Source organism: Aquincola sp. J276 (genome assembly GCF_024700035.1).
GTDB lineage: Bacteria > Pseudomonadota > Gammaproteobacteria > Burkholderiales > Burkholderiaceae_C > Aquincola > Aquincola tertiaricarbonis.
This window is the reverse complement of sequence record NZ_JAJONC010000001.1, coordinates 2,736,964-2,756,338: the sequence shown is the minus strand read 5'-3', so window position 1 is coordinate 2,756,338 and position 19,375 is coordinate 2,736,964. Positions and strand designations below refer to the sequence as shown.

The window sequence follows — 19,375 nt, the reverse complement described above, 5'->3', positions numbered from 1 at the left end:
TGATCCTGGGCATCATCGGCACGGCCACCGTGGGTCGTTGTGGCGGCCGTGGATCGGCGCGGTGCTGTTCGTGTGGGTCAGCCTGATGAGCCCGCACGTGGAGTTCGGCTGGCGCGCCGCCGGCTGGCCAGTGGCCACCGGCATCGCCGCCTGCACGCTGGTGGGCATGCTGCTCACCAAGGAAAAGCAGAACCCGATGGTGGGCTCGCCGGCCTGGGCCATCCTGTTCTTCACGATCTGGATCTGCATCACGCTGCCGTTCTCGTTCTACCTGGACGAGTCGCTGCCGCTGTGGCAGCGGTCGATGAAGATCTTCCTGATGATCTTCGTCACCCTGGCGCTCATCGACGACAAGCGCAAGCTGCAGTGGCTGATCTGGACCATCGCCTTTTCCATCGGCTTCTATACCGTCAAGGGCGGTGTCTTCACGCTCATGACCGGCGGCAACTACCGCGTGTGGGGCCCGGGCGGCTTCATCGGCGGCAACAACGAGCTGGCGCTGGCCGGCGTGATGACGATCCCGCTGCTGCGCTACATCCAGCTGCAGATGACCGGCAAGTGGCAGCGACGCGGCATGGGCCTGTCGCTGGTGCTGTCGGTGATGACGGTGCTGGGCAGTCATTCGCGCGGTGCCTTCCTGGCGCTGGCGATGATGGGCCTGATGCTGTGGATGAAGGGCAAGCGCAAGTTCGTCGGCGCCTTCGTCATCGTGTTCGTCGCCATCGGCGCCCTGGCCTTCATGCCGGAGCAGTGGTTCGAGCGCATGAACACCATCGAAACCTATGACAAGGACGAATCCGCCATGGGCCGGCTCAACGCCTGGGGCATGGCCACGAATCTGGCGCTCGATCGCATCGTCGGCGGCGGGTTCATGCCTTACCACCCGGACGTGTATGCCCGCTATGCCGAAGATGCCACCCGGGTGCTGGCCGCACACAGCATCTACTTCCAGGTGCTGGGCGAGCACGGCTTCATCGGGCTGTTCCTGTTCCTGGGCGTGGGCCTCACCACCTGGGCCACCGCGCGGCGGCTGGTGAAGTCGGTGCACAACGATCCCTCCCGCCAGTGGCTGGCCGACCTGGGCGCCATGGTGCAGGTGAGCCTGCTCGGGTACGCGGTGGGCGGCACCTTCCTCAGCCTGGCCTACTTCGACCTGCCCTACTACCTGGCCGCCATCGTGGCGCTGGCGGCCAGCATCGACCAGAAGCAGCGACGCGCCGCGCTGAAGGCCCAGCGTGCCGCCCTCGGCGACAACAACATGGGCCTCGGGTGGAACCATGGGCGTTAACGTGCTGAATCCGTTCGGCTGGCTGTCGCCCTCGGGCTCGCGCGCGCGGCTGTCCATCTTCATCTTCCACCGCGTGCTGCCGGCGCCCGATCCGCTGCTGCCCGACGACATCGACGTGGCGCGCTTCGAGCGCATCGTCGGCTTCCTGCGCCGCGGCTTCAACGTGCTGCCGCTGGCCGATGCGGCGCGACGGCTGGCCGAGGGCCGGCTGCCTGCGGCCGCCGCCTGCATCACCTTCGACGACGGCTACCTGGACAACCTCACGCTGGCCGCCCCGGTACTGAAGAAGCATGGCCTCAGCGCCACCTTCTTCATCGCCACCGGCTTCTCGGGCGGTGGCCGCATGTGGAACGACACCGTGATCGAGGCCGTGCGCGCCGCCCCCGCCGGCGAGCTGGACTGGCAGGACGTCGGCGCCGGCAGCTACCCGCTCACCGACGACGCCTCCCGCGTGGCTGCCTACCAGGATGCGCTCAAGCGCCTCAAGTACCTGCCGCCGGACGAGCGCCTGGCCCGCACCCAGGTGCTGGCCGCACGCCACGGCCTGGCGGCGCACAGCACGTTGATGATGTCGCCGGCCCAGCTGCGCGAACTACGCGACCTGGGCATGGACATCGGCGGCCACACCGTCAGCCATCCCATCCTGTCCAGCACGCCCGAGGCGCAGGCCTATGCCGAGATCGCCATCGGCCGCGAGCAGCTCACCGCCTGGCTGGGCGAGGCGCCGACGATGTTCGCCTACCCCAACGGCGTACCCGGCCGCGACTACGGCGTGCGCGACGTCGCGCTGGTGCGGCGTGCCGGCTATGCCGGTGCGGTGAGCACGGCGCCGGGCGTGGCCACCGCGGCCAGCGATCCGTTCCAGCTGCCGCGCTTCACCCCGTGGGACGTGCGCATGGCCCGCTTCGGCCTGCGCTGCGCCATGAACCTGATGTCCGCGCCCGCCGCCCAGGCGCCGCTGGAGGCCGCTGCATGACCCGCGTGAGAGTGCCCATCCGCCTGCAACAGGCGCCCGCCTTCGTGCGCCAGATGGCGCAGCGCCGCCATGTGCTGCGCCGGCCGCTGCAGCGGCAGCCCGTGTTCCGGCTGTGTTACTTCAGCTGCCAGTCGTACTTCAGCTACCTCTACTGCGCGCTGCACAGCCTGCTGCGCAGCGCGCCCCACGTGCGCTACGAGGTGCTGGTGTTCAGCGACAACGACATGCCGCTGTCCCCGGCACAGACCGAGCAGCTGCAGCGGCTGATGCCCAACCTGCGCGTGGTGCCCTGGCCCAAGAGCATGGGCTGGGGCGCCGAGCAGATCGGCTGGATCTGGCGCGCCTATGCGCTGGCGGCCGAAGGCCTGCACGACGACGACGTCGTCGCGCGGGTGGATTCCGACGTGTTCTTCTTCAACGACCGCATCTTCCAGGCGGTGGCCCGCAGCTCCGCCGCCATGGTGGGCGACGGCCATTTCGTCGACTTCGCGTACTGCCAGGGCGGCTGCTATTTCCTGCGCGCCTCGGCGGTGCGGGCGGTGCTGGCGCTGATCGAGCGAGAGCCGCTGGAAACCTTCCTGGCCGAGCGCAAGATCCCGGTGGAAGACATTGCCGCCACCGCGCTGGTACAGGCCGCGGGCCTGCCCATCTGGCAGACCTGGTTCATGATGTTCCCGGACGAGCTGCGCAATGCCGGCGGCCTCACCGCCTGGCAGCGGCGCAAGTTCTCCTGCCTGCACTTCGTGATGAAGAACAAGGCGGTGATGCTGGAGACCTACGAGCGTGAACTGCTGCTGGCCGACGACCGGCCGGCCTATCAACAGGCGCTGGCCACCGCCTGACGCCCGTCCCTGCCGATGACCACTGCCACCCTCACGCAACCTGCCGCGCCGGCGCTGGCTGCCTTCCGCTGCCGCGTATGCGGCTCCACCGCCGAGCCGGGCCGCCACACCGCCCGGGAGATGATGTTCGGCACGCGGCAGGCCTTCGACTACCTGCAGTGCGCCGAGTGCGGCTGCCTGCAGATCGCGCAGTTCCCGGCCGACCCGGGCGCCTACTACGGCGGCGCGTACTACAGCTTCACCGAAGACCCCGCGGACGCCTACCGCAGCCCGGCCAAGAACCTGCTGAACCGCTGGCGCGACCAGGCCACGCTGTTCCTGCCCGGGGGCGACCGGCTGCCCTTCCGGGTGAGCGTGCCGCACCTGCGCACCGGCTTCGAATTCCTGCGCCGGGTGCCCGGGCTCTCGCTGCATTCGCGGATGGTGGACATCGGCTGCGGCAGCGGCATCCTGCTGCACCGGCTGCACAACGCGGGCTTCCGCGACCTCACCGGTGCCGATCCTTTCCTGGCGGGTGGCGACCGCCAGGTGGGCCGCGGCTTCCGCATGCTGGCGCGGGATGCCCAGTCGCTGGACGACGGCCCGTACGACATCGTGCTGATGAACCACTCGTTCGAGCATGTGCCCGATCCCGCGGCCACCATGGCCGCCGTGGCCCGGCTGCTGGCGCCCGGCGGCACGGCGGTGATCCGCGTGCCGCTGTGCGACAGCGAGGCCTGGCAGCGCTACGGCGCCGACTGGTTCCAGCTCGATGCGCCACGCCACTACTACCTGCACACCCAGCGCAGCCTGCGTCTGCTGGCCGGCCGGGCCGGGCTGGCAGTGGCACGGGTGGTGCACGACTCGGACCACCACCAGTTCACGCTGAGCGAGCGGTACCGTGACGACGTACCCCTGGTGCGCGACCCGCAGCGCCCCGATGGCAAGCCCTCCTGGGCGGGCCTGACGGAGGCCCAGGTGCAGGAATTCGAGGCGCTGGCGCAGCGCCTGAATGCCGAAGGCCGCGGCGACCAGGCCACGTTCTACCTGCGCCACGCCCAGCCGGCGTGAGCGCCGCCAGCCTGCCGCGCCGCCTGGCCCGCAAGGCCGCCTACTGGCTGCGCAATGCCAACCCCCGGCGCTTCCACGCACTGGAACGCTGGTGCACGCCGGCGCTGGCTCCCGCCGCGGGCGGCGCGGTGGCCGTGTTCAACCACTTCGAGGCCGATGGCAGCGTGCCGGCCCATGTGCTGTGGCACCTGGCGCAGTGGCGGGCCGCGGGTTTCGCGCTGGTGTTCATCACCACCTCGGCGCAGCTGCAGCCTGAGTCGCTGGCCCGGCTGCAGGCCTTGTGCTGGCTGGTGCTGCGGCGGCGCAACGTGGGCATGGACATCGGCGGCTGGCCCACGGCGGTGCAGGCCATCGAGCAGGCAGCCGGCCAGCCGCTCGCGGCCTTCGGGCGCTTGCTGCTCACCAACGACAGCGTGTTTGGCCCGCTGCAACCGATCGGCGCCTGGATGCCGCCGATGGCCGCGCGCGGGCTGGACCTGTGGGGCATCACCGACAGCCAGGAGCGCGGCCACCACCTGCAGAGCTACTTCCTCGTACTGGAGACGCCGGCCGCGCTGGCCTTCTTCCGGCGATGGGCGCTGCGCATGAAGCTCATCGACGACCGCGAGGCGGTGATCGCGCGCTACGAGCTGGGGCTGTCGCAGGACGCCAGCGCCGCCGGCCTGCGCTGGGCCGCGCTGGTGGAAGGTGCCGCGCTGCTGGCGCAGGCCCGGACCGCCGGCGAACTGCCGCCCGCGCTGGCCGACCACCTGGCGCGGCGGCCCGGGCAGTTCAACCCGACGCATGCGCTGTGGCGGGCCGCCGTGGCGCATGCCGGCTCGCCTTACCTCAAGCGCGACCTGCTGCGCCGGTTTCGCGCCAGTCCGGCCGAGTTCGCCGCGGCCCGCGCGCTGGTGGTGTCGGCGGCGCCGGCCTATCCGGTGGGCCTGCTGGACGACTACTTCGGCGACGGCGGCGCGGCCGCCAGCGAGCCATCCTCGCCCAGGCAGGCCACGCGGTAGCCGGCCTGCTCGGCCAGCGGCCACACCAGCCGCTCGAGCGCGTGCGCTGTCGTGCCGTCGGTTTGCGCCATCTCGGGCTCGAAGTCGTCGGCCGACAGCCGCGCGGCGCGCAGCCCCTGCATCGCCTGCGGGCGGAACCAGAACATCGTTCCGGCGAAGAAGGGTCGCGATCGCGCGGAATCGGCCGGCAGCCCGGCTCGTTCCGCCACGCGGCGGATGGAGCGGCCGTTGCTGCCTGCATGCTGCGGCTGGCCGGGCCACATGCAGTGCGCCGCCGGCCCCACCAGGCCCAGTTGCGGGTCGGCCTCGAACTGCGCCAGCAGCGACCGCAGCGCCGCCGGTCCGGGCAGCAGGCCGCGCAGCAGGCTGTCGCGCCAGGCAGCGCCGTCGTGGTGGTGCGGGCTGCGCTTGCTGTGCAGCTTGAGCACGGCGGCGTAGCCATCGAACACGCCGGCACGCAGCGCCCACAGCCAGGGCAGCACGTCGCGGCCGTGGTTGGGCCGCGGCAGCAGCCGGGTGCGCGGATGGTCGGCAACGATCGGCGCCAACGCGGGCGTGGTGGCGTAGTCGGGCAGGGTGACGTACAGGTCGAAAGGCTCGGGCAGTGCCGCCAGCGCAGCCTGCAGCTGCGGCCACACCTCGGGATAGAACAGATGCAGGCACACCGCCACCCGGCGCGGAGGCCGTGCCGGCGTCAGCGCCGCGGTGCCGACCGGCAGGCCCTGCCAGCGGCCGGGCAGCGCGCCCGGCTGCAGCAGCGCCAGCAGCGCTTCGCAAGCCGGCCGGTCGCCGGCGTGCCGTGCCAGCCAGGCCGGCTCGATCAGCGGATGCGGCGGCAGTGCCTGCACCGGCAGCGTGGCAAAGCGCGCCGGCAGGTGCCAGGGCGCAAGCTGTCCGGCATCTTCTTTGGGATAGGCCAGGCCGGCTGCGGCACAGGCGGCTTCGGCCTGCTGCAGCAGCGCCGCCTGTGCCGGTGCAAGGCGGGCGGCACGCCGGCGGCGCGCGGCCAGCGCCTGCCACCAGCGCTGCAACGCCAGCCGTGGATGCGGCGCGCGGCTGCGCTCGAAAGCCAAGTCGCGCCGGGCCAGCTGCAGCGCTGCCGACCAGCCGCTCAGTGCGACCACTGCGCGCGGATGTCGCTCACCAGCGACCAGGTGGTGCGCCGCGCGAAGAGCAGCAGCAGCGCCAGGTAGGCCAGCGCACCCACGCCGGAGCAGGCCAGCAGCCGGGTGAGCGGCAGCCAGCCGGCCAGCAGCTGCGTGGTGGCCACCATGGCACCGGCCATGGCGGCCGAGCACAGCGTGGGGGCCAGCATCGGCATCAGCAGCCGGCGCAGCGGCATGCGCACTTCCTGGCAGGCCAGCGCCGCCGTCCACAGGTGCGTCACCACGCACACCACGAAGAAGCCCCAGGCCGCGCCGACGAGGCCGCCCCACACGGTGCCCACCCAGTAGGCCGCACCGCTGAGCACGGCGGTGGCGATCGAGGTCTTGAGCAGCAGGTCGCCGCGGCCAAAGGTGAGCAGCACCGTGCCCGTGGTGGTGAGCGCGCTCTGAACCGCCATCGCCACGCACAGGATGCGCAGCACGTCGATGGCGGCTTCCCACTGCGGGCCGAACAGCACATGCACCACGTCAGGCGCCATCGCGGCGGTGCCGGCCATGATGGGGATGGTGGTGAGCGACACCGCCGCATTGGCCTTCAGCCAGGCGCTGGCCAGCCGCTCGGGCTCGTTGCGCAGCAGCGACAGCGTGGGGAACAGCACCCGCACGATCACCGAGGTGATCTGGAACAGCACCGTGCCGGTCAGGCCGGAGGCCAGGCCATAGGCGCCCAGTGCCGCCGCACCCAGGTAGCGGCCGATGACGAAGGTGTGCAGGTTGCGCCCGGCGGTGGACACCAGGTTGCTGCCCAGCAAGTTGAGCGACAGGCTCACCATGCCCTGCAGGTGCCGCAGCGCGGGATGCAGCCCGGGCAGCCAGCGCGCCTGCCGCATCATGATGGCGCAGGTGACGGTGTTGCCGATCAGCGGCTGCGCTGCCAGCGCCCAAACGCCCACGCCGGCCCAGGCCAGCGCCAGCGCGCCGAGCGAGGCGCACACGCTGCCCACGATCTGCGCCACCGTCATGTCGCGGAACTGCAGCCGCTGCGTCAGCAGCGCCTGCGGCACCACCGAGGCGCCGGCCACCACCATGTTGATCGCCAGCGGCAGCACCAGCGTGTCCACCTCCGGCCGCTGGAAATAGGTGCTGAGCAGCGGCCCGCTGCCCCACAGGGCCAGCGCGGCCACCGCGCCGATGACCACGTTGAACCAGAAGCAGGTGGTGAGCACTGCCTGCGCCGTGACCTGTCGCTGCACGATGGTGGCGCCCAGCCCGAAGGCGATGAACACCTGCGCGATCTCGGCGGCCACGTAGGTCATGCCGAAGAGGCCGAAGTCGTCCGGCACCAGGATGCGCGCCAGCACCAGGTTGGTGGAGAACGCCAGGATCTGCCGGCCCAGCTGGCCGGCGCTGAGCCAGGCGACGCTGCGTACCGCCTTGCCGCCCAGGTTGCCGGCGGCGGTCGAAGGTTCCGTCACGCGGACCACTCCGCCCGCGCCGCATCGGCCGGCACTTCGGGTGCCGCCATGGCGGGCTGGGCGGCGGCACCGGGCCGGGGCACCAGGCCGCAGGCGTCCATCAGCTGGGTGTAGTTGATCTCGCTGGCTTGGTGCAGGCGGTTGACCAGCGCTGCCCGTTCGGCCGCCGGCGCCGACAGCGCCTGGCCGATGGCGCCGATGGCGTCGGCCGGGCGGACACAGGCGCGCTGCGATTCGGTGTCCCAGGTGTGCAGGTAGTAGTCCAGCTTGTGCGGCTTGTCGCTCAGCCCCAGGTGGGGCACGCCGAAGGCCTGCGAAGTGATGTTGCCGTGCAGGCTGGTGCCGAGGAACAGCGAGGCGTGGGCGATGGTGGCCATGATGTCCCAGATGGAGGCTTCCTCGTCCACCACCTCCACCGGCGAGCCGGCGCGGGCCTGGATGTCGGTCAGGCCCTGGATGTCGTCCAGGCCGGTGTAGCGGCCGATGGGCAGCAGGATGGCGCGCAGCCCGTGGCGGCGGTGGATGTCGGCCAGCAGCGCGGCGAGGTCGTCGCGGTGGCGCTGGGCATAGCGCGCATTGCACTGCGCCACCACGAAGGGGTCGCCGCGCAGGCGTTGCTGCGTGCGCGTGCCCACCAGGCCCGCCAGCCGGGCCAGCGGGAAGTGCTTGGACATCAGCACCGCGGAGTCGGGCGCCAGCGCCACGGAAGCCACGCCGCCGCCCAGCAGCAGGCGCTGGGTCTCATGGTCGCGCACCGAGACGAAGTCGGCCTGCGCCAGACGCGCCAGCGTCTGCTGCTGGATGTCGGTCGGCTGCACCGCCAGCTCCGAGCCGCCCACCGCGTTGTAGGCGATCTTCACGCGGTGCGGGAAGTCCTGCGGGCCGGCCACCCACGGGAAGGGCGAGTTGGCACCGCGGAAGCGCCGCACCAGGTCCACCGCGCGCTGCTGGCCCACCGCGCGCTGCAGGGCATACAGCAGGTAGTTGCCGCGCGGGCCCACCAGGTTGGCCTGCATGTTCACCCAGTCGGCCCCGATGGTGCCGCCGCCGTTGAACACCACCACGTCGCCGTCCTGCAGCGCGCGGCCGCCGTACAGGCTGCGCATGCCGAGCGTGGGCATGGCGCCGAACTCCGACAGGTCGCTGCGCGACAGCGCGTAGGCCGTCATGTCATGCGACAGGCCGCGTGCCACCAACTCATCGCGCGCGAGGATGGGGAACAGGAGGTCGCCGTAGTTGAAGCGGTCGTACGCACCGACGAGGGCAATGCGCGGCTTGGCGGCTTGATTCATGTTGTGACAACGCTCGATGGATCAGCGCGGTTGGCGACCGGCCATCAACTGGCTCAGTCGCGCGCCTTCTTGCGCATAAACGCCGCCTGTGAAGCGGAACGTGCCGAAGAAATGCACCAGGGCGGCATGGTGGATGTCGCTGCCGGGCAACCAGAACGGATAGCGGTCCACCGGCAACACGATGGAATCGCGGGCGTTGGCGGCCATGAAGTTGCAGGCCACCTGTTCGGAACCCCAGGTGCGCCACTTGGGCGCGCCCAGCAGGCTTTCCATCGCGCCGGAAAAGCGCGCGATGCGGTCCAGCGACAAGGTGCCCGGCGGGAAGCCGGTGAAGCCCGCGCAGCCCCGCACGTACTGCGTGCCCAGGTCGGCCGGCAGCTGCACCAGCGCGCGTTCGGCCGCGTTCTGCACATGGTCGGAGTCGTATTGCGCGGCGTATTCGGAGGCGGCCGCCAGCGTCACCGGATGCGTGCCCGACTTGGTGCCCAGGGTGAACGGCCGCTGCGACTGCACGCAGGCGATCACCTCGTCCGGCCGGCGCAGGGTGAGCGTGTCGGAATCGAGCTGGATGACGTAGTGCTGCTGGTTCTGCCGCGTGAGCGTGGCGAAGCGCTCCCAGGCGCCGCCGCGCGGCAGGCCCGGCGCGGCGGCGTCAGGCGTCTTGACGAACTCCACGTTGCCGAGGTGGTGCGCCAGGCGCGCGCGATCGTCGGGGCGCAGGCCGTCGTCCACCAGCACGAAGCCGCGCGGGCGCAGGTGCTGGGCGAAGCTCTTGGCGGCCAGCATCAGCATGGTCGTGTCGGGGTGGTAGACCTGGCTGACAATGACGACGTTGCTGTCGGGGTCGCATTGCAGCGGCGGCGTGCGGTCGATGCCGGAACACCTGAAGTTGAACCATCGCTTGTGCAGCCGCTGACGAAAGTAGGAGAGCATGTAACCGGTCCTGATGACTTCTGAATTCTGTGTGGCGGCTCAGACGGCGGGCTTCCAGCCCAGCGTGGCGGCCAGCATGTACGCCGCCGGCTTGACGCGCCAGGGGCAGGCGCGCAGCGCCTTGAGCATGGACTGCAGGCCGATGCGGCGGCTGCCGCCGGCCAGGTGCGACAGGCCGAACTCCACGTGGTAGCGCGCCAGCTGCTGGCGGAAGGCGCTTTCGCTGACCTGGCGGCCGTCGGCACTGGCCAGGCCCCAGCGGCGGGCCGTGCGCTGCAGCAGCTCGGTGCGGTAGTCCACCGGCCGCACCACCCGGTTGCCCTGCTGGCGGTGCTGGCGGTACAGCGTGTGCACTTCGCGCAGCTTGAGGAAGGGATGCCGGCGCGAGATGCGCAGCCACAGCTCCCAGTCCTCGCTGTAGGGCAGGGTCTCGTCGAACACGCCGCAATCGCGGAACACGCTGGCGCGGAACATGGCGCTGCTGGTCAGCATCCAGCAGTCCAGCAGGAACTGGTGGTAGATCCAGCCCGAGAACGCCGGATCGGGGCCGCTGCCGCTGGCCGAACGATCCAGGCTGGCGGGCGAGGGGAAGGCGGCGCCTTCGGCCGGCCGTTGCCAGGGCATGAAGCTGCCGTACACCACGCCCACCTCGGGCCGCGCCTGCAGCGCCGCCACCTGCACGGCCAGCTTGTCCGGGAACCAGTAGTCGTCGTGGTCCAGCAGGCACACGAATTCACCGCGGGCGATGCGCAGGCCGTGATTGCGTGCGGCGCACACGCCGGCATTGGCCTGCGGCACCACCGTCAGCCGCGGGCCCCAGGCGGCCAGGCGCTCCAGCGTGCCGTCGGTGGAGCCGTCGTCGATGACGATCAGCTCGACCGCGGGATGCGTCTGCGCCAGCACGCTGGCCACCGTCTCGTCGATGTAGGCGGCGCAGTTGTAGGTGGGCACGATGACGCTCACCAGCGGCGGCGCGGCATCGGTCACGGTGGGCGACGGCGGCTGCATGGTCAGGCGATGCGGAACTCGGGCGCATGCGCCCGCAGCCACAACTCCAGCATGGTGAGGATCCACACCATTTCGCCGTAGTAGCCGGGATGGGCGGGCAGGTGCTGCGTCATCAGCGCATCCAGGAAGGGCTGGCGCACCAGGTTGCGCGTGCCCAGGCTGCCCAGCGCGTCGGCGGCCAGCCGTTGCAGGCCGCCATGGCGCTGCGTCCACACGCCGAAGGGCAGGCCGAAGCCCTGCTTCTTCTTGGTGATGATCTCGTCGGGCAGGAAGCCGCGCAGCGCTTCCTTGAAGAACCAGCGCAGCTTCAGGCCGCGCAGCTTGTAGTCGGTGGGCAACCGCAGGGAGAAGTCCACCAGCGCGCTGTCCAGCATCGGGAAGGCCACGGCCAGCCCGGCCAGCCGCGTGGTGCCGCACACCTTGGGCAGGTCGGTCTCGGCCAGGGTGTAGCGCCAGTCGAAGGCCAGCTGGCGGTTGAGCAGGCTGTGGGTGCGCGCCTCGCGCCACACGCCGGCCTGATCGCGCATCGGGCCTTCCACGTCCACCGCGGCGCGGAAGGCGGGCGTCAGCACGTCGTCCAGGCCCAGGCGCAGCAGCAGGTTGTAGGTTTCCAGGCGCTGCGGCAGCGGCTGGCGCGCCTGGTCCACGTAGCTGGCGGCCTTGCGCGCCAGCGGCAAGCGGCGGGCGGCCCCGGTGCCCAGCGCCGGCTCGATCAGCGCGGCGCGCAGGCCCGCAGGCACCGCGCCGTACCAGTTGAACACCCGCTGCTTGGCATAGCGCACGTTGCCGCCGAACAGCTCGTCGCCGCCGTCGCCGGCCAGGATGCGCGAGACGCCGTCGCGCCGGGCCATCAGCGCGCAGTAGTAGGCCGGCAGTGCCGACGAGTTGCCGAACGGCTGGTCGTACGCGGCCGCCACCTCCGGCATGCTGCGCAACAGGTCTTCCGGCGTCACGTAGTACTCGTGGTGGTCGGTGCCGAAGCGCTTGGCCGCAATGCGCGCGAACTCCATCTCGTCGTAACCCTCGGCGTCGAAGCCGATGGAATACGTGGACGCGCGCTGGCCGGTGGCCTCGGAGAGCATGCCGGCCACGGTGGAGCTGTCGGTGCCACCGCTCAGGAAACAGGCCGGCCGCTGCGGGTCGGCGCATCGCTGCACCGCCTGGCGCAGCAGGCCGCGGAATTCGTCGCGCAGGCTGTCGAAGCTGCGGCGCGGCGCGGGGCCGGCATCGACGAAATGCGGCACCCAATAGGGCTGCACATGCACCGTGCGCCCGTCGTACACCGCGCAATGGCCGGGCGGCAGCCGGTGCACGCCCTGGTGCACCGTGCGCGGCGACGGAATGGCGTGGAAGTACAGGTAGTCGTACAGCGCCTGGGTGTCGAGCGAGTGCTGCGCGTCGGCGAGCAGGTGCGCCTGCTCGGCAAAGCGCAGCACGCCGTGGTCGATGCGCCAGCACAGCGTGCGCACGGCGAAGCGGTCCACCGCCAGGAACACCCGGCCGCCCTCCAGCGGCAGGGCCGCGGCGAAGGCGCCGTCGGCCTTGGCCGCCGCGGTCAGCGGGTCGGCCGCCACGGCCGCACGCCATGCAGCGGCGCTGCCTTCGCGGGCCTGCAGGGCGGCCAACGCGGGGTCGCTGAAGGTCGGGTCGCCCAGCACGAGTGCGGCGGCGGAGGTGTCGGGGAGTACGGCGGACATGCTCGCGATGCGGTTCTTGGTGTTCAGGACTGGGCCGGCAGCGCACCGGGCAGGCGCAGCGAGGCGAGTGGCCGCTCCGCCACGCCGCGCGGCGCGGTGGGCATCAGCATCGGCCGCAGCGCGTCGGCATCGGCTGGCAGCTCCAGCGCGCGCAGGCGGGCGGCGACGGCCTTGCGCACGCGGTAGTCGCCAGCGGCGGGGTCGACCAGGTCGGCCAGCGAGAGCAGGGCATTGCCACGCACCTCGGCACCACCGGTCGGCGCATTGCCACCACCGACCAGCAGGTTGTTGAGCAGGCGCACGCGGTCGGTGCCCGGCCGCACGTTGACGAAGACGCCGGTCGGCCCCAGCTCGTTCACCAGCGTGTTGAAGGCCATGTGCAGCTCGTTCGGCGCGGGATGCAGGCCCTCGGCACCGAAGGAGACGAGCTGCTGGTTCTCGCTGCCCGGCCCCTGCTGGATCAGGTTGCCCACCACCACGGCCATGCCGCCGTTCGGGAATTCCAGCTCGTAGCTGGCGCGGCCTTCGGGGCCGTCGACCAGGCGGTTGTAGGTCACCAGGTTGTCGCGTGCCCGACTCTTCAGCAGGTGGCCGCTCTGCGCGCCCTGGAAATGGCTGCCGGTGACCACCAGCCGGCCGATGCCGCCGGCGTATACATGGTGGTTGCGGCCATCGGCGCGCAGGTGGCGCGTAAACTCGCAGCGCTCGATCACCACCTCGATGCCGGTGTCGTTGCCGGTGAGCACGCCGCATTGGCTGTCCGAAAAGCGGCAGTCGACCACATGGGCGCTGCCCGCGTCCACACGGATGCCGGCGCCGTTGAGGCTTGGCACCTGGGCGCCCTCGAAATCGAAGCCTTCCACCCGGAACTGCTGCCCGCGGGTGACGAACACGCCCTTGCCCTGCGCGGCGGCGCCGTCGGCCACCAGGCGCACGCGGCCACCGACGGCACGCAGCTGCAGCCGGTTTTGTGGCCAGAACGCCACGTCGCCGCGGTATTCGCCGGCATCCACCTCGATCAACGTGTGGTCGGTGGCCACGCGGGCCGCCTGCGCCAGCGTGCGCAGCGCGCGGCCCGGCCCCACCTGCAGCGTGGCGGCGGGCGCGTCGGCCGGTTGCGTCCAGGCCGGCGCGCACAGCAGGGAGCCCAGTGCCAGCAGCGCATGGCGACGCTGCCGGGTGGCGGATGACGGGTGGTGAGCCCTCGACATGTTTCGACCCCCGAGGGTGACTACGTTGGCTGCCTGGCGGCGGGCAGCGGCGGCACGCCTACCGGGTGCCGCGGGCCGGAGGAAGCGCCCTGGCGGGTGCCTCCGATCGCTGCGGATTGTCGGGCAACTCTTTTGGGGGAGCACCATCCCCCCCTTGAATCGAGCCGTCGGTGTGCGTTTTCACGGCTTTTGCTGTTGCTGCATCCGCAACGGGACGCCGGAATCGTGCAAGCAGGGGCTTGAGCTGGCGCGCCGCCGCCTCCCGCGCGGCGCCCAGGGCGCCGGCCACGGTGCGGGGGTTGTAGGCCACCAGACCCCAGCGTTCACGCCGCTGCGTCATCCACTGCTGCTTGTATTTTTCGTCGCCGGCCAGGAAGTCGACCTCGCGCACGCGGTCGTGCTCCAGCACGTGGCGCATGAGCATCTCGGTGACCAGCGAGCCGAGCGAATAGGCCTTGTGGGCCTCGTCGTAGGCCACCTTGTAGATCTCGGCTCGGCCACCGGCCACGATCCACAGCTGGGTGGCGACCGCCTGGCCGTTGAGCCGCGCCACGCCCAGCCGCAGCCAGCCGTGCTCCGCGCACATGCGCACCAGGCCGGGCATGAAGCCGGGATACGGCTCCTGCGGCTTCCAGCTGGAGGCGTACACGGTGTGATAGGCCTCGATGGCGCTGTCCAGCCGGTCGCCTCCGGTGACGATCTCCAGCGTGCCGCCGTCGGCCTCGAACTTGCGGCCCATGCGCTTGCAGGTGCTGCGCAGGCCGGAGCTGCGTTGCTTCCAGTAGGTGTCCCAGTCCAGGCCTTCGCTGGGCAGGTACCAGTTGCCGAACGCGAAGTACGGGTGGCAATGCAGCCCGGCGGCGCGCAGGGCCTCCTGCAGCAGCGCATACGTTCGGCTGTCCGGGTCCATCGGCGCCAGCCGCATGGACGCGGGCCGGTGCTGGCGCACCACCGCGCGCAGGGCGTCGGCCAGCGGCTGCGCGGCCAGGTCGTCGGCCAGTGCCGGCGCGTGGAAGGTGGTGTAGTAGTTGCCCAGGCTGTCCAGCCGGCGCGGCTGGCCATCGGCCGCCTCGCGCCGCAGCAGCGGCAGCACCGCCCGTGTGCGGCCGTCGTGCTGCAGCAGCAGGAAGCCCGGCGTGCTGCCCGGTTCCTGCACCTGGGCGCAGAAGTTCTCGAACCAGGCGAGGCCGGCCTGCATGCCGCGCGCGGCGGCCTCGGCCGTCATCAGGGCGCGCGCGTCGTCCGGCAGCAGGCGCAGCTCGGTGATCCACGGGGTGTGCAGGTCAGGGGCGGTGGTAGGCATGCGCGGCGAGCGGTTCAGGGGCGGGGAGCAGGCGCACAGGCGCAGGGGCGGACGGGCACTGACATGTCCTCACCCGGCCTGCAGGGCGGTCGACACGGTGTTCAGCAGCCAGTCCATCTGTGCATCGTCGATGGCCTGGTGGCAGGGCAGATGCACCAGCGCGCTGCGATAGCGGGTGGCCACCGGGCAGTCGCTGACGGCCATGTCGTCCCAGCGGCCCAGCGGCACGGCGCGGCGCTTGAGCGCTGGAAACTGCCGCTGTGGTGCCTGCAGCAGCAGCGGAAACATGTAGGGCACGGTGCCTTCGGGCAGCACGGGCTGCAGCGGCCGGGCGCCGGACCAGTGTCGGCTGGCCTCCACCCACTGGACGTAGCGGGCGCGTCGGCGCTCCGCCAGGCGCCGCGCATCCACATGGCGGCTCAGCCAGCGCGCGAAGCCCAGTGCCGGCCGGCCCAGCTGCCTGGCGTCGAACTGGCTGGACGGCCTGCCGTCGGCCACCAGCCGGTCGGCGTCGTCGGGCAGCGGGCGCGAGTCGTCCACCGGCTGCGGGGCGGGCAGGGCCGGCGCGCGCATGCGTTGCAGGGTGTGCCAAGTTGCGCGCAGTTCGGCCAGCGGCCCGGCACGATCCGGCAGGGCGGGCAGCGGCCGGCCGCTGTTGTCCCACAGCAGGCCGCCTTCGGGCAGCGGATGAAACTTGTACGGGCTGGCGATGCCGAAGCGGCCGTGCCCACCCAGGTCGGCGGCGCCCGGCGCCGGCGGGCCGCCGACCAGCACATGGGAGCAGTCCTCCACCAGCAGCGGCGCCACGTCGGGCCGGGCCGCCAGCAGCGGCGCCAGCGACTGCGCAAAGCCGAAGAAGTGCGCCGCGATCACCGCACGCACCGGCGGGCCGCCGGCGTCCAGGCGGGCCAGCAGGTCGGCCGCATCCAGGCGCAGGTCGTCGGCCAGGCGGTAGAAATGCACCGTCGCGCCGAGCGCCAGCGCGCCGTCGATCATCGTGCGGCAGTGGTACGCCGGTGCCAGCACCCGCGTGCCCGGGCCCACGCCGGCTGCGGCCAGCGCGGCATGCAGCGCATGGCGGCCGAAGGCATGGCTGCGCACCGAGGCGCCGGCCAAGCCAGGTGCGGGCCGGGGCGCGGCGCGCCAGCGCAGGTCGGCGCGGCGCAGCCAGGGCATCACCGGCACCGCAGCGGGCGGGAAGCCGCAGCCCGCGGGCACGAACTGCCGGATCTGCAGTGCTGCGGGTGTTGCTGCAGCGGCGTCGCCTGTCAGCGACGGGGCGGCGGCGCTCACGGGCGCCGTTCCTGGCCGCGCGGGCGCCGCGGTAGCGGGCCGGCGCTGCCTGCCGGGCAGGTGTTCATCGACTTGCCGGGGCGCTGGCCGCCGAGGCGGGCAGGGCGGGTGCGGAGGCGGCCGCACGGCCGGGCAGCGGTGCGCCCGGCACCGGTTCCTGCCACTTGCCGGCTTCCACCAGCCGGGCCTTCAGGTCGCCCTTGGGGAAGTCCAGCGCCTGCGCCGCATGCGCCTGCTGCAGCGCGCGGTCCCAGATCTTCAGGTCGGCGAACACCATGCCGGCGTTGTAGTGGGTGAACGGATCGTCACCCGCGTTGTCCACCACGTAGTCCAGTTGCTGCACCGCGTCCTTGGTGCGGTCCCATTGATGCAGCCAGCTGGCGTAGATCATGCGCACGATCAGGTCGTCGGGCCGCCAGCGGATGGCACGGAAGAAGTAGCACTCCACCGAGAAGTCGGAGCCGGAAGTCTTCAGCGCCTTCTCGCGCAGGCTCAGGCGGTTGAGCGTGATCAGCGCGCGGTGGTGGTTGGGATAGGCCTTCAGCGTGTAGTCGATGTCCGCGCCGAAGCTGTTGAACATCGGCTTGATCAGGTCTTCCACGTTTGGCTGGAAGTGGCCGAACTCCACCGTGCGCAGCATCTCGCGCTGGTTGCGATAGTCGAACGGCCCCACGTGGGTGGGGATGTACATCGGGCCGCAGCCCTGGCTGTTCATGATCTGGGCGTGGGCTGGCAGCGCCGAGGCGGCGGCGAGCACCACGGCCGCGGCCAGGCCGGCCAGGGAGGGCATGCGCGCCGGCGCGCGGTGAGCTGGGCGGGTGTTCATGCGTGTGTGCTCCTGTGGACGTCGGCCGCCGCGCCTGCGGTACAGGCGCCGGCCAGCCAGGCCGATGTGGCACTGGCCACTTCGGAACCATAGCGTCGATCCGAGAAGGTGTGGTCGGCCTCGGGCAAGTCCACGCGCTGCAGGCCGGGGCGCGCCATCGCGCCCTTCCATGCGGGCGCGCTGCCGGTGGTGTCGATGAATTCGCGGGCGGTGTAGTCGTCGCCGCTGACGAGCAGCAGCACCGGCCCGCCGAACCGATGCCAGGCCTGCGCCATGCGGTCCTGGTAACTGGCGGGGCCGGCTGCCACGCCGCCACGGCGCCGGCCGAGCCGGCCGCGCAGCGCGGCGGCCAGGTTGCCGGCCAGTTCGCGCGCGGCCTGGCGCCCCACGCCGCCGCTGGCCAGCTTGCGCCAGAAGGCGCCGTCCAGCAGCCGGCGCAGGTAGTAATGCTTGACGTGCGTGGCCGCCAGGCTTTCCTGCGAGCGCACCCACGGGTTGGCCAGCGCCAGGCCGGCCACGCGCGGATCGGCGGTCTTCCGGCAGTACAGCAGGGCGGCGGAGGCGCCATCGCACAGGCCCCACAGCACCACCTGCCGCACCCCGGCTTCGCGGCACAAGGTGTCGATCGCGGCGGCGATGTCGTCGTCGATCTGCAGGAAGTCATGCAGCGCGCCGCTGCTGTCACCCATGCCGCGCGCGTCGAAGCGGAGCACCGCATGGCCCTGGCTGGCCAGTGCCCGTGCCAGCTCCACGAACTGCCGGTGCGCGCCCACGCGGTACTGCGGTCCGCCCACCACCACCAGCACGCCGGGCTTGGCGGGCGAGGGAGCCACGGCCGGACGGGTGAGCACGCCCACCAGCTGCTCGCCCTGGCAGGCGAACACGATGGCGGTTTCGCGGTAGGGCAGCCCGGCCGTCATGCCCGCTGCTCCGCCTGCGGCGCGCCGGCCGTGGCCATCGCCGCCAGGGTGGCGTCGATCAGCGCGGGCGCATCCTCGATCTCGACCGTCTGCCAGAAGGCCGGGCCGCGCACGGCCGCAGCGTGCACCGGCACGCCGGCAGCACGCCACTTGTCCAGCGCCAGCGCAGAAGCGGGCGTGAGCGCCGGCTCGGCACGCGAGGTGACCTCCAGCCATCGCAGCGACGCGGTGCTTTCCAGCGGCTGCAAGGTGGCAGCTTCCAGGCCGAGCGCTACCGCGGGCGGCAGCCGGTAGCCGGCCACATCCACCGCCTGGCCTTGTGCCAGCTGCTGCTTTAGCGCGGCGGTGGCGCCTTGCTGCTTGCCTTCGATCAGGTCGGCGGCCGCCTGCAGCCGCAGAAACTGTTGCAGCGCCTGCTTGCCGGCGATGACCGGCTGCCACAGCAGCAGTCCGCAGCCAGGGCCCAACGCCGCCGCCGCGGCGCCGGCCAGCAGCGCCCCGGTGCGCAGTCCCCACAGCCACAGCGGCAGGCCGGGATGGCGCGCCTGCAGCCAGCGCGCCGCCGCCAGCGCGTCCTCGATCCAGCCCTGCCAGCTGGCGTCGGCCAGCTCGCCGCTGCTGTCGCCGCAGCCGTGCAGGTCGATGCACAGCACCGCGTAGCCCTGCGCGGCCAAGGCACGCGACTGCATCGCCACCATGCGGCGGGACTTGTTCATCTCCTCGGCAAACGGCGGCAGGTACAGCACCGCGCCGCGCGCAGGCAGCGCGCCGGCCGGCGGATGGTGGATGCACAAGCGCGCACCGTCCGCATGCTCGACAGGGAGAAAGAAGGCTTCCATCGCGATCAGCGAGGCGGGCGCGGCCCGATGCCGCGCCGGGCCGTCATGCGGCCAGCTTGCCGTCGACGAACTGAACCAGCGCACCAACGGTGGAGAAGGTGCTGCCGTCGATGTCGTCGTCGTCCACGGTGATGCCGAAATGCGTTTCCAGGCCGGCGATCAGCGACACCACGGCCATCGAGTCCAGCTCGGGCAGCGCACCCAGCAGCGGCGTGTCGAGGTCGAAGCCCGCGGCACGGCCTTGCAGGCCCAGCGTTTCGTCCAGCACGGCGAGCAGTTCGCTCTTCACATCCATCAGGGCACTCCGGGGGCTTG

General features: G+C 71.7%; 18 protein-coding genes. 5 read left to right on the top strand and 13 right to left on the bottom strand.

Annotation, left to right across the window (positions count from 1 at the left end; all coding sequences use genetic code 11):
• Positions 1 to 37 precede the first annotated feature (37 nt).
• From LRS14_RS12635 to LRS14_RS12615, 5 genes are read left to right on the top strand one after another with little or no spacing between them, the layout of a single operon-like run.
• Positions 38 to 1,288, top strand: coding sequence for a putative O-glycosylation ligase, exosortase A system-associated (locus LRS14_RS12635; protein ID WP_257799756.1), 1,251 nt, complete (start codon positions 38 to 40; stop codon positions 1,286 to 1,288).
• Entirely contained in the window at positions 1,278 to 2,264 is a 987-nt protein-coding gene (locus LRS14_RS12630) for a polysaccharide deacetylase family protein (protein WP_257799755.1), read from the top strand. The genes LRS14_RS12635 and LRS14_RS12630 overlap by 11 nt, the downstream gene beginning before the upstream one ends.
• Positions 2,261 to 3,106, top strand: coding sequence for a hypothetical protein (locus tag LRS14_RS12625; RefSeq protein ID WP_046113042.1), 846 nt, complete (start codon positions 2,261 to 2,263; stop codon positions 3,104 to 3,106). The genes LRS14_RS12630 and LRS14_RS12625 overlap by 4 nt, the downstream gene beginning before the upstream one ends.
• Before the next feature lie 15 nt (positions 3,107 to 3,121).
• Positions 3,122 to 4,156, top strand: coding sequence for a class I SAM-dependent methyltransferase (locus tag LRS14_RS12620; protein ID WP_052736280.1), 1,035 nt, complete (start codon positions 3,122 to 3,124; stop codon positions 4,154 to 4,156).
• Entirely contained in the window at positions 4,153 to 5,157 is a 1,005-nt protein-coding gene (locus LRS14_RS12615; protein WP_257799754.1) for a rhamnan synthesis F family protein, read from the top strand. Before LRS14_RS12620 ends, LRS14_RS12615 begins: the two co-directional genes overlap by 4 nt.
• Here LRS14_RS12615 and LRS14_RS12610 read toward each other — a convergent pair.
• From LRS14_RS12610 to LRS14_RS12550, 13 genes are all read right to left on the bottom strand, one after another.
• A complete protein-coding gene (locus tag LRS14_RS12610; RefSeq protein ID WP_257799753.1) occupies positions 5,094 to 6,281 on the bottom strand; it encodes a rhamnan synthesis F family protein in 1,188 nt (395 codons plus the stop codon). The two genes, LRS14_RS12615 and LRS14_RS12610, sit on opposite strands and share 64 nt — an antisense overlap.
• Complete coding sequence (locus LRS14_RS12605; protein ID WP_257799752.1) at positions 6,269 to 7,738, bottom strand: lipopolysaccharide biosynthesis protein; 1,470 nt, start codon at positions 7,736 to 7,738, stop codon at positions 6,269 to 6,271. Before LRS14_RS12605 ends, LRS14_RS12610 begins: the two co-directional genes overlap by 13 nt.
• Positions 7,735 to 9,030, bottom strand: a complete 1,296-nt coding sequence (locus tag LRS14_RS12600; RefSeq protein ID WP_257799751.1) for a polysaccharide pyruvyl transferase family protein — start codon at positions 9,028 to 9,030, stop codon at positions 7,735 to 7,737. Before LRS14_RS12600 ends, LRS14_RS12605 begins: the two co-directional genes overlap by 4 nt.
• Positions 9,031 to 9,051: 21 nt before the next feature.
• A complete protein-coding gene (locus LRS14_RS12595) occupies positions 9,052 to 9,963 on the bottom strand; it encodes a hypothetical protein (protein WP_257799749.1) in 912 nt (303 codons plus the stop codon).
• A 39-nt stretch (positions 9,964 to 10,002) separates the two neighbouring features.
• Positions 10,003 to 10,971, bottom strand: a complete 969-nt coding sequence (locus LRS14_RS12590) for a glycosyltransferase (RefSeq protein ID WP_257799748.1) — start codon at positions 10,969 to 10,971, stop codon at positions 10,003 to 10,005.
• Between the two features lie 2 nt (positions 10,972 to 10,973).
• Complete coding sequence (locus LRS14_RS12585; protein WP_257799747.1) at positions 10,974 to 12,668, bottom strand: asparagine synthetase B; 1,695 nt, start codon at positions 12,666 to 12,668, stop codon at positions 10,974 to 10,976.
• Positions 12,669 to 12,691: 23 nt separating this feature from the next.
• Positions 12,692 to 13,879 carry a right-handed parallel beta-helix repeat-containing protein gene (locus LRS14_RS12580; RefSeq protein ID WP_257799746.1) on the bottom strand — a complete coding sequence of 396 codons (1,188 nt, stop codon included), beginning with the start codon at positions 13,877 to 13,879 and terminating at the stop codon, positions 12,692 to 12,694.
• A 58-nt stretch (positions 13,880 to 13,937) separates the two neighbouring features.
• Positions 13,938 to 15,182: a GNAT family N-acetyltransferase gene (locus LRS14_RS12575; protein ID WP_257799745.1), complete on the bottom strand. Its 1,245-nt coding sequence runs from the start codon at positions 15,180 to 15,182 to the stop codon at positions 13,938 to 13,940.
• 69 nt (positions 15,183 to 15,251) lie between these two features.
• Positions 15,252 to 16,475 carry a DegT/DnrJ/EryC1/StrS family aminotransferase gene (locus tag LRS14_RS12570; RefSeq protein ID WP_257799744.1) on the bottom strand — a complete coding sequence of 408 codons (1,224 nt, stop codon included), beginning with the start codon at positions 16,473 to 16,475 and terminating at the stop codon, positions 15,252 to 15,254.
• 64 nt (positions 16,476 to 16,539) lie between these two features.
• Positions 16,540 to 17,301, bottom strand: a complete 762-nt coding sequence (locus tag LRS14_RS12565; protein WP_257799743.1) for a hypothetical protein — start codon at positions 17,299 to 17,301, stop codon at positions 16,540 to 16,542.
• Complete coding sequence (locus LRS14_RS12560) at positions 17,298 to 18,221, bottom strand: hydrolase 1, exosortase A system-associated (RefSeq protein WP_257799742.1); 924 nt, start codon at positions 18,219 to 18,221, stop codon at positions 17,298 to 17,300. The genes LRS14_RS12565 and LRS14_RS12560 overlap by 4 nt, the downstream gene beginning before the upstream one ends.
• Positions 18,218 to 19,060, bottom strand: a complete 843-nt coding sequence (locus tag LRS14_RS12555) for a hydrolase 2, exosortase A system-associated (protein WP_257799741.1) — start codon at positions 19,058 to 19,060, stop codon at positions 18,218 to 18,220. Before LRS14_RS12555 ends, LRS14_RS12560 begins: the two co-directional genes overlap by 4 nt.
• 43 nt (positions 19,061 to 19,103) lie before the next feature.
• The gene (locus LRS14_RS12550) at positions 19,104 to 19,355 is read right to left on the bottom strand and encodes an acyl carrier protein (RefSeq protein WP_046113052.1); all 252 of its coding nucleotides are present in this window, start codon (positions 19,353 to 19,355) and stop codon (positions 19,104 to 19,106) included.
• Positions 19,356 to 19,375 lie beyond the last annotated feature (20 nt).

Bases quoted from the DNA above. Each gene is read 5' to 3' on its own strand.
- LRS14_RS12630 (WP_257799755.1), top strand. From the start codon at position 1,278: ATGGGCGTTAACGTGCTGAATCCGTTCGGCTGGCTGTCGCCCTCGGGC.
- LRS14_RS12625 (WP_046113042.1), top strand. From the start codon at position 2,261: ATGACCCGCGTGAGAGTGCCCATCCGCCTGCAACAGGCGCCCGCCTTC.
- LRS14_RS12620 (WP_052736280.1), top strand. From the start codon at position 3,122: ATGACCACTGCCACCCTCACGCAACCTGCCGCGCCGGCGCTGGCTGCC.
- LRS14_RS12600 (WP_257799751.1), bottom strand. From the start codon at position 9,030: ATGAATCAAGCCGCCAAGCCGCGCATTGCCCTCGTCGGTGCGTACGAC.
- LRS14_RS12595 (WP_257799749.1), bottom strand. From the start codon at position 9,963: ATGCTCTCCTACTTTCGTCAGCGGCTGCACAAGCGATGGTTCAACTTC.
- LRS14_RS12590 (WP_257799748.1), bottom strand. From the start codon at position 10,971: ATGCAGCCGCCGTCGCCCACCGTGACCGATGCCGCGCCGCCGCTGGTG.
- LRS14_RS12585 (WP_257799747.1), bottom strand. From the start codon at position 12,668: ATGTCCGCCGTACTCCCCGACACCTCCGCCGCCGCACTCGTGCTGGGC.
- LRS14_RS12580 (WP_257799746.1), bottom strand. From the start codon at position 13,879: ATGTCGAGGGCTCACCACCCGTCATCCGCCACCCGGCAGCGTCGCCAT.
- LRS14_RS12575 (WP_257799745.1), bottom strand. From the start codon at position 15,182: ATGCCTACCACCGCCCCTGACCTGCACACCCCGTGGATCACCGAGCTG.
- LRS14_RS12565 (WP_257799743.1), bottom strand. From the start codon at position 17,301: ATGAACACCCGCCCAGCTCACCGCGCGCCGGCGCGCATGCCCTCCCTG.
- LRS14_RS12560 (WP_257799742.1), bottom strand. From the start codon at position 18,221: ATGACGGCCGGGCTGCCCTACCGCGAAACCGCCATCGTGTTCGCCTGC.
- LRS14_RS12555 (WP_257799741.1), bottom strand. From the start codon at position 19,060: ATGGAAGCCTTCTTTCTCCCTGTCGAGCATGCGGACGGTGCGCGCTTG.
- LRS14_RS12550 (WP_046113052.1), bottom strand. From the start codon at position 19,355: ATGGATGTGAAGAGCGAACTGCTCGCCGTGCTGGACGAAACGCTGGGC.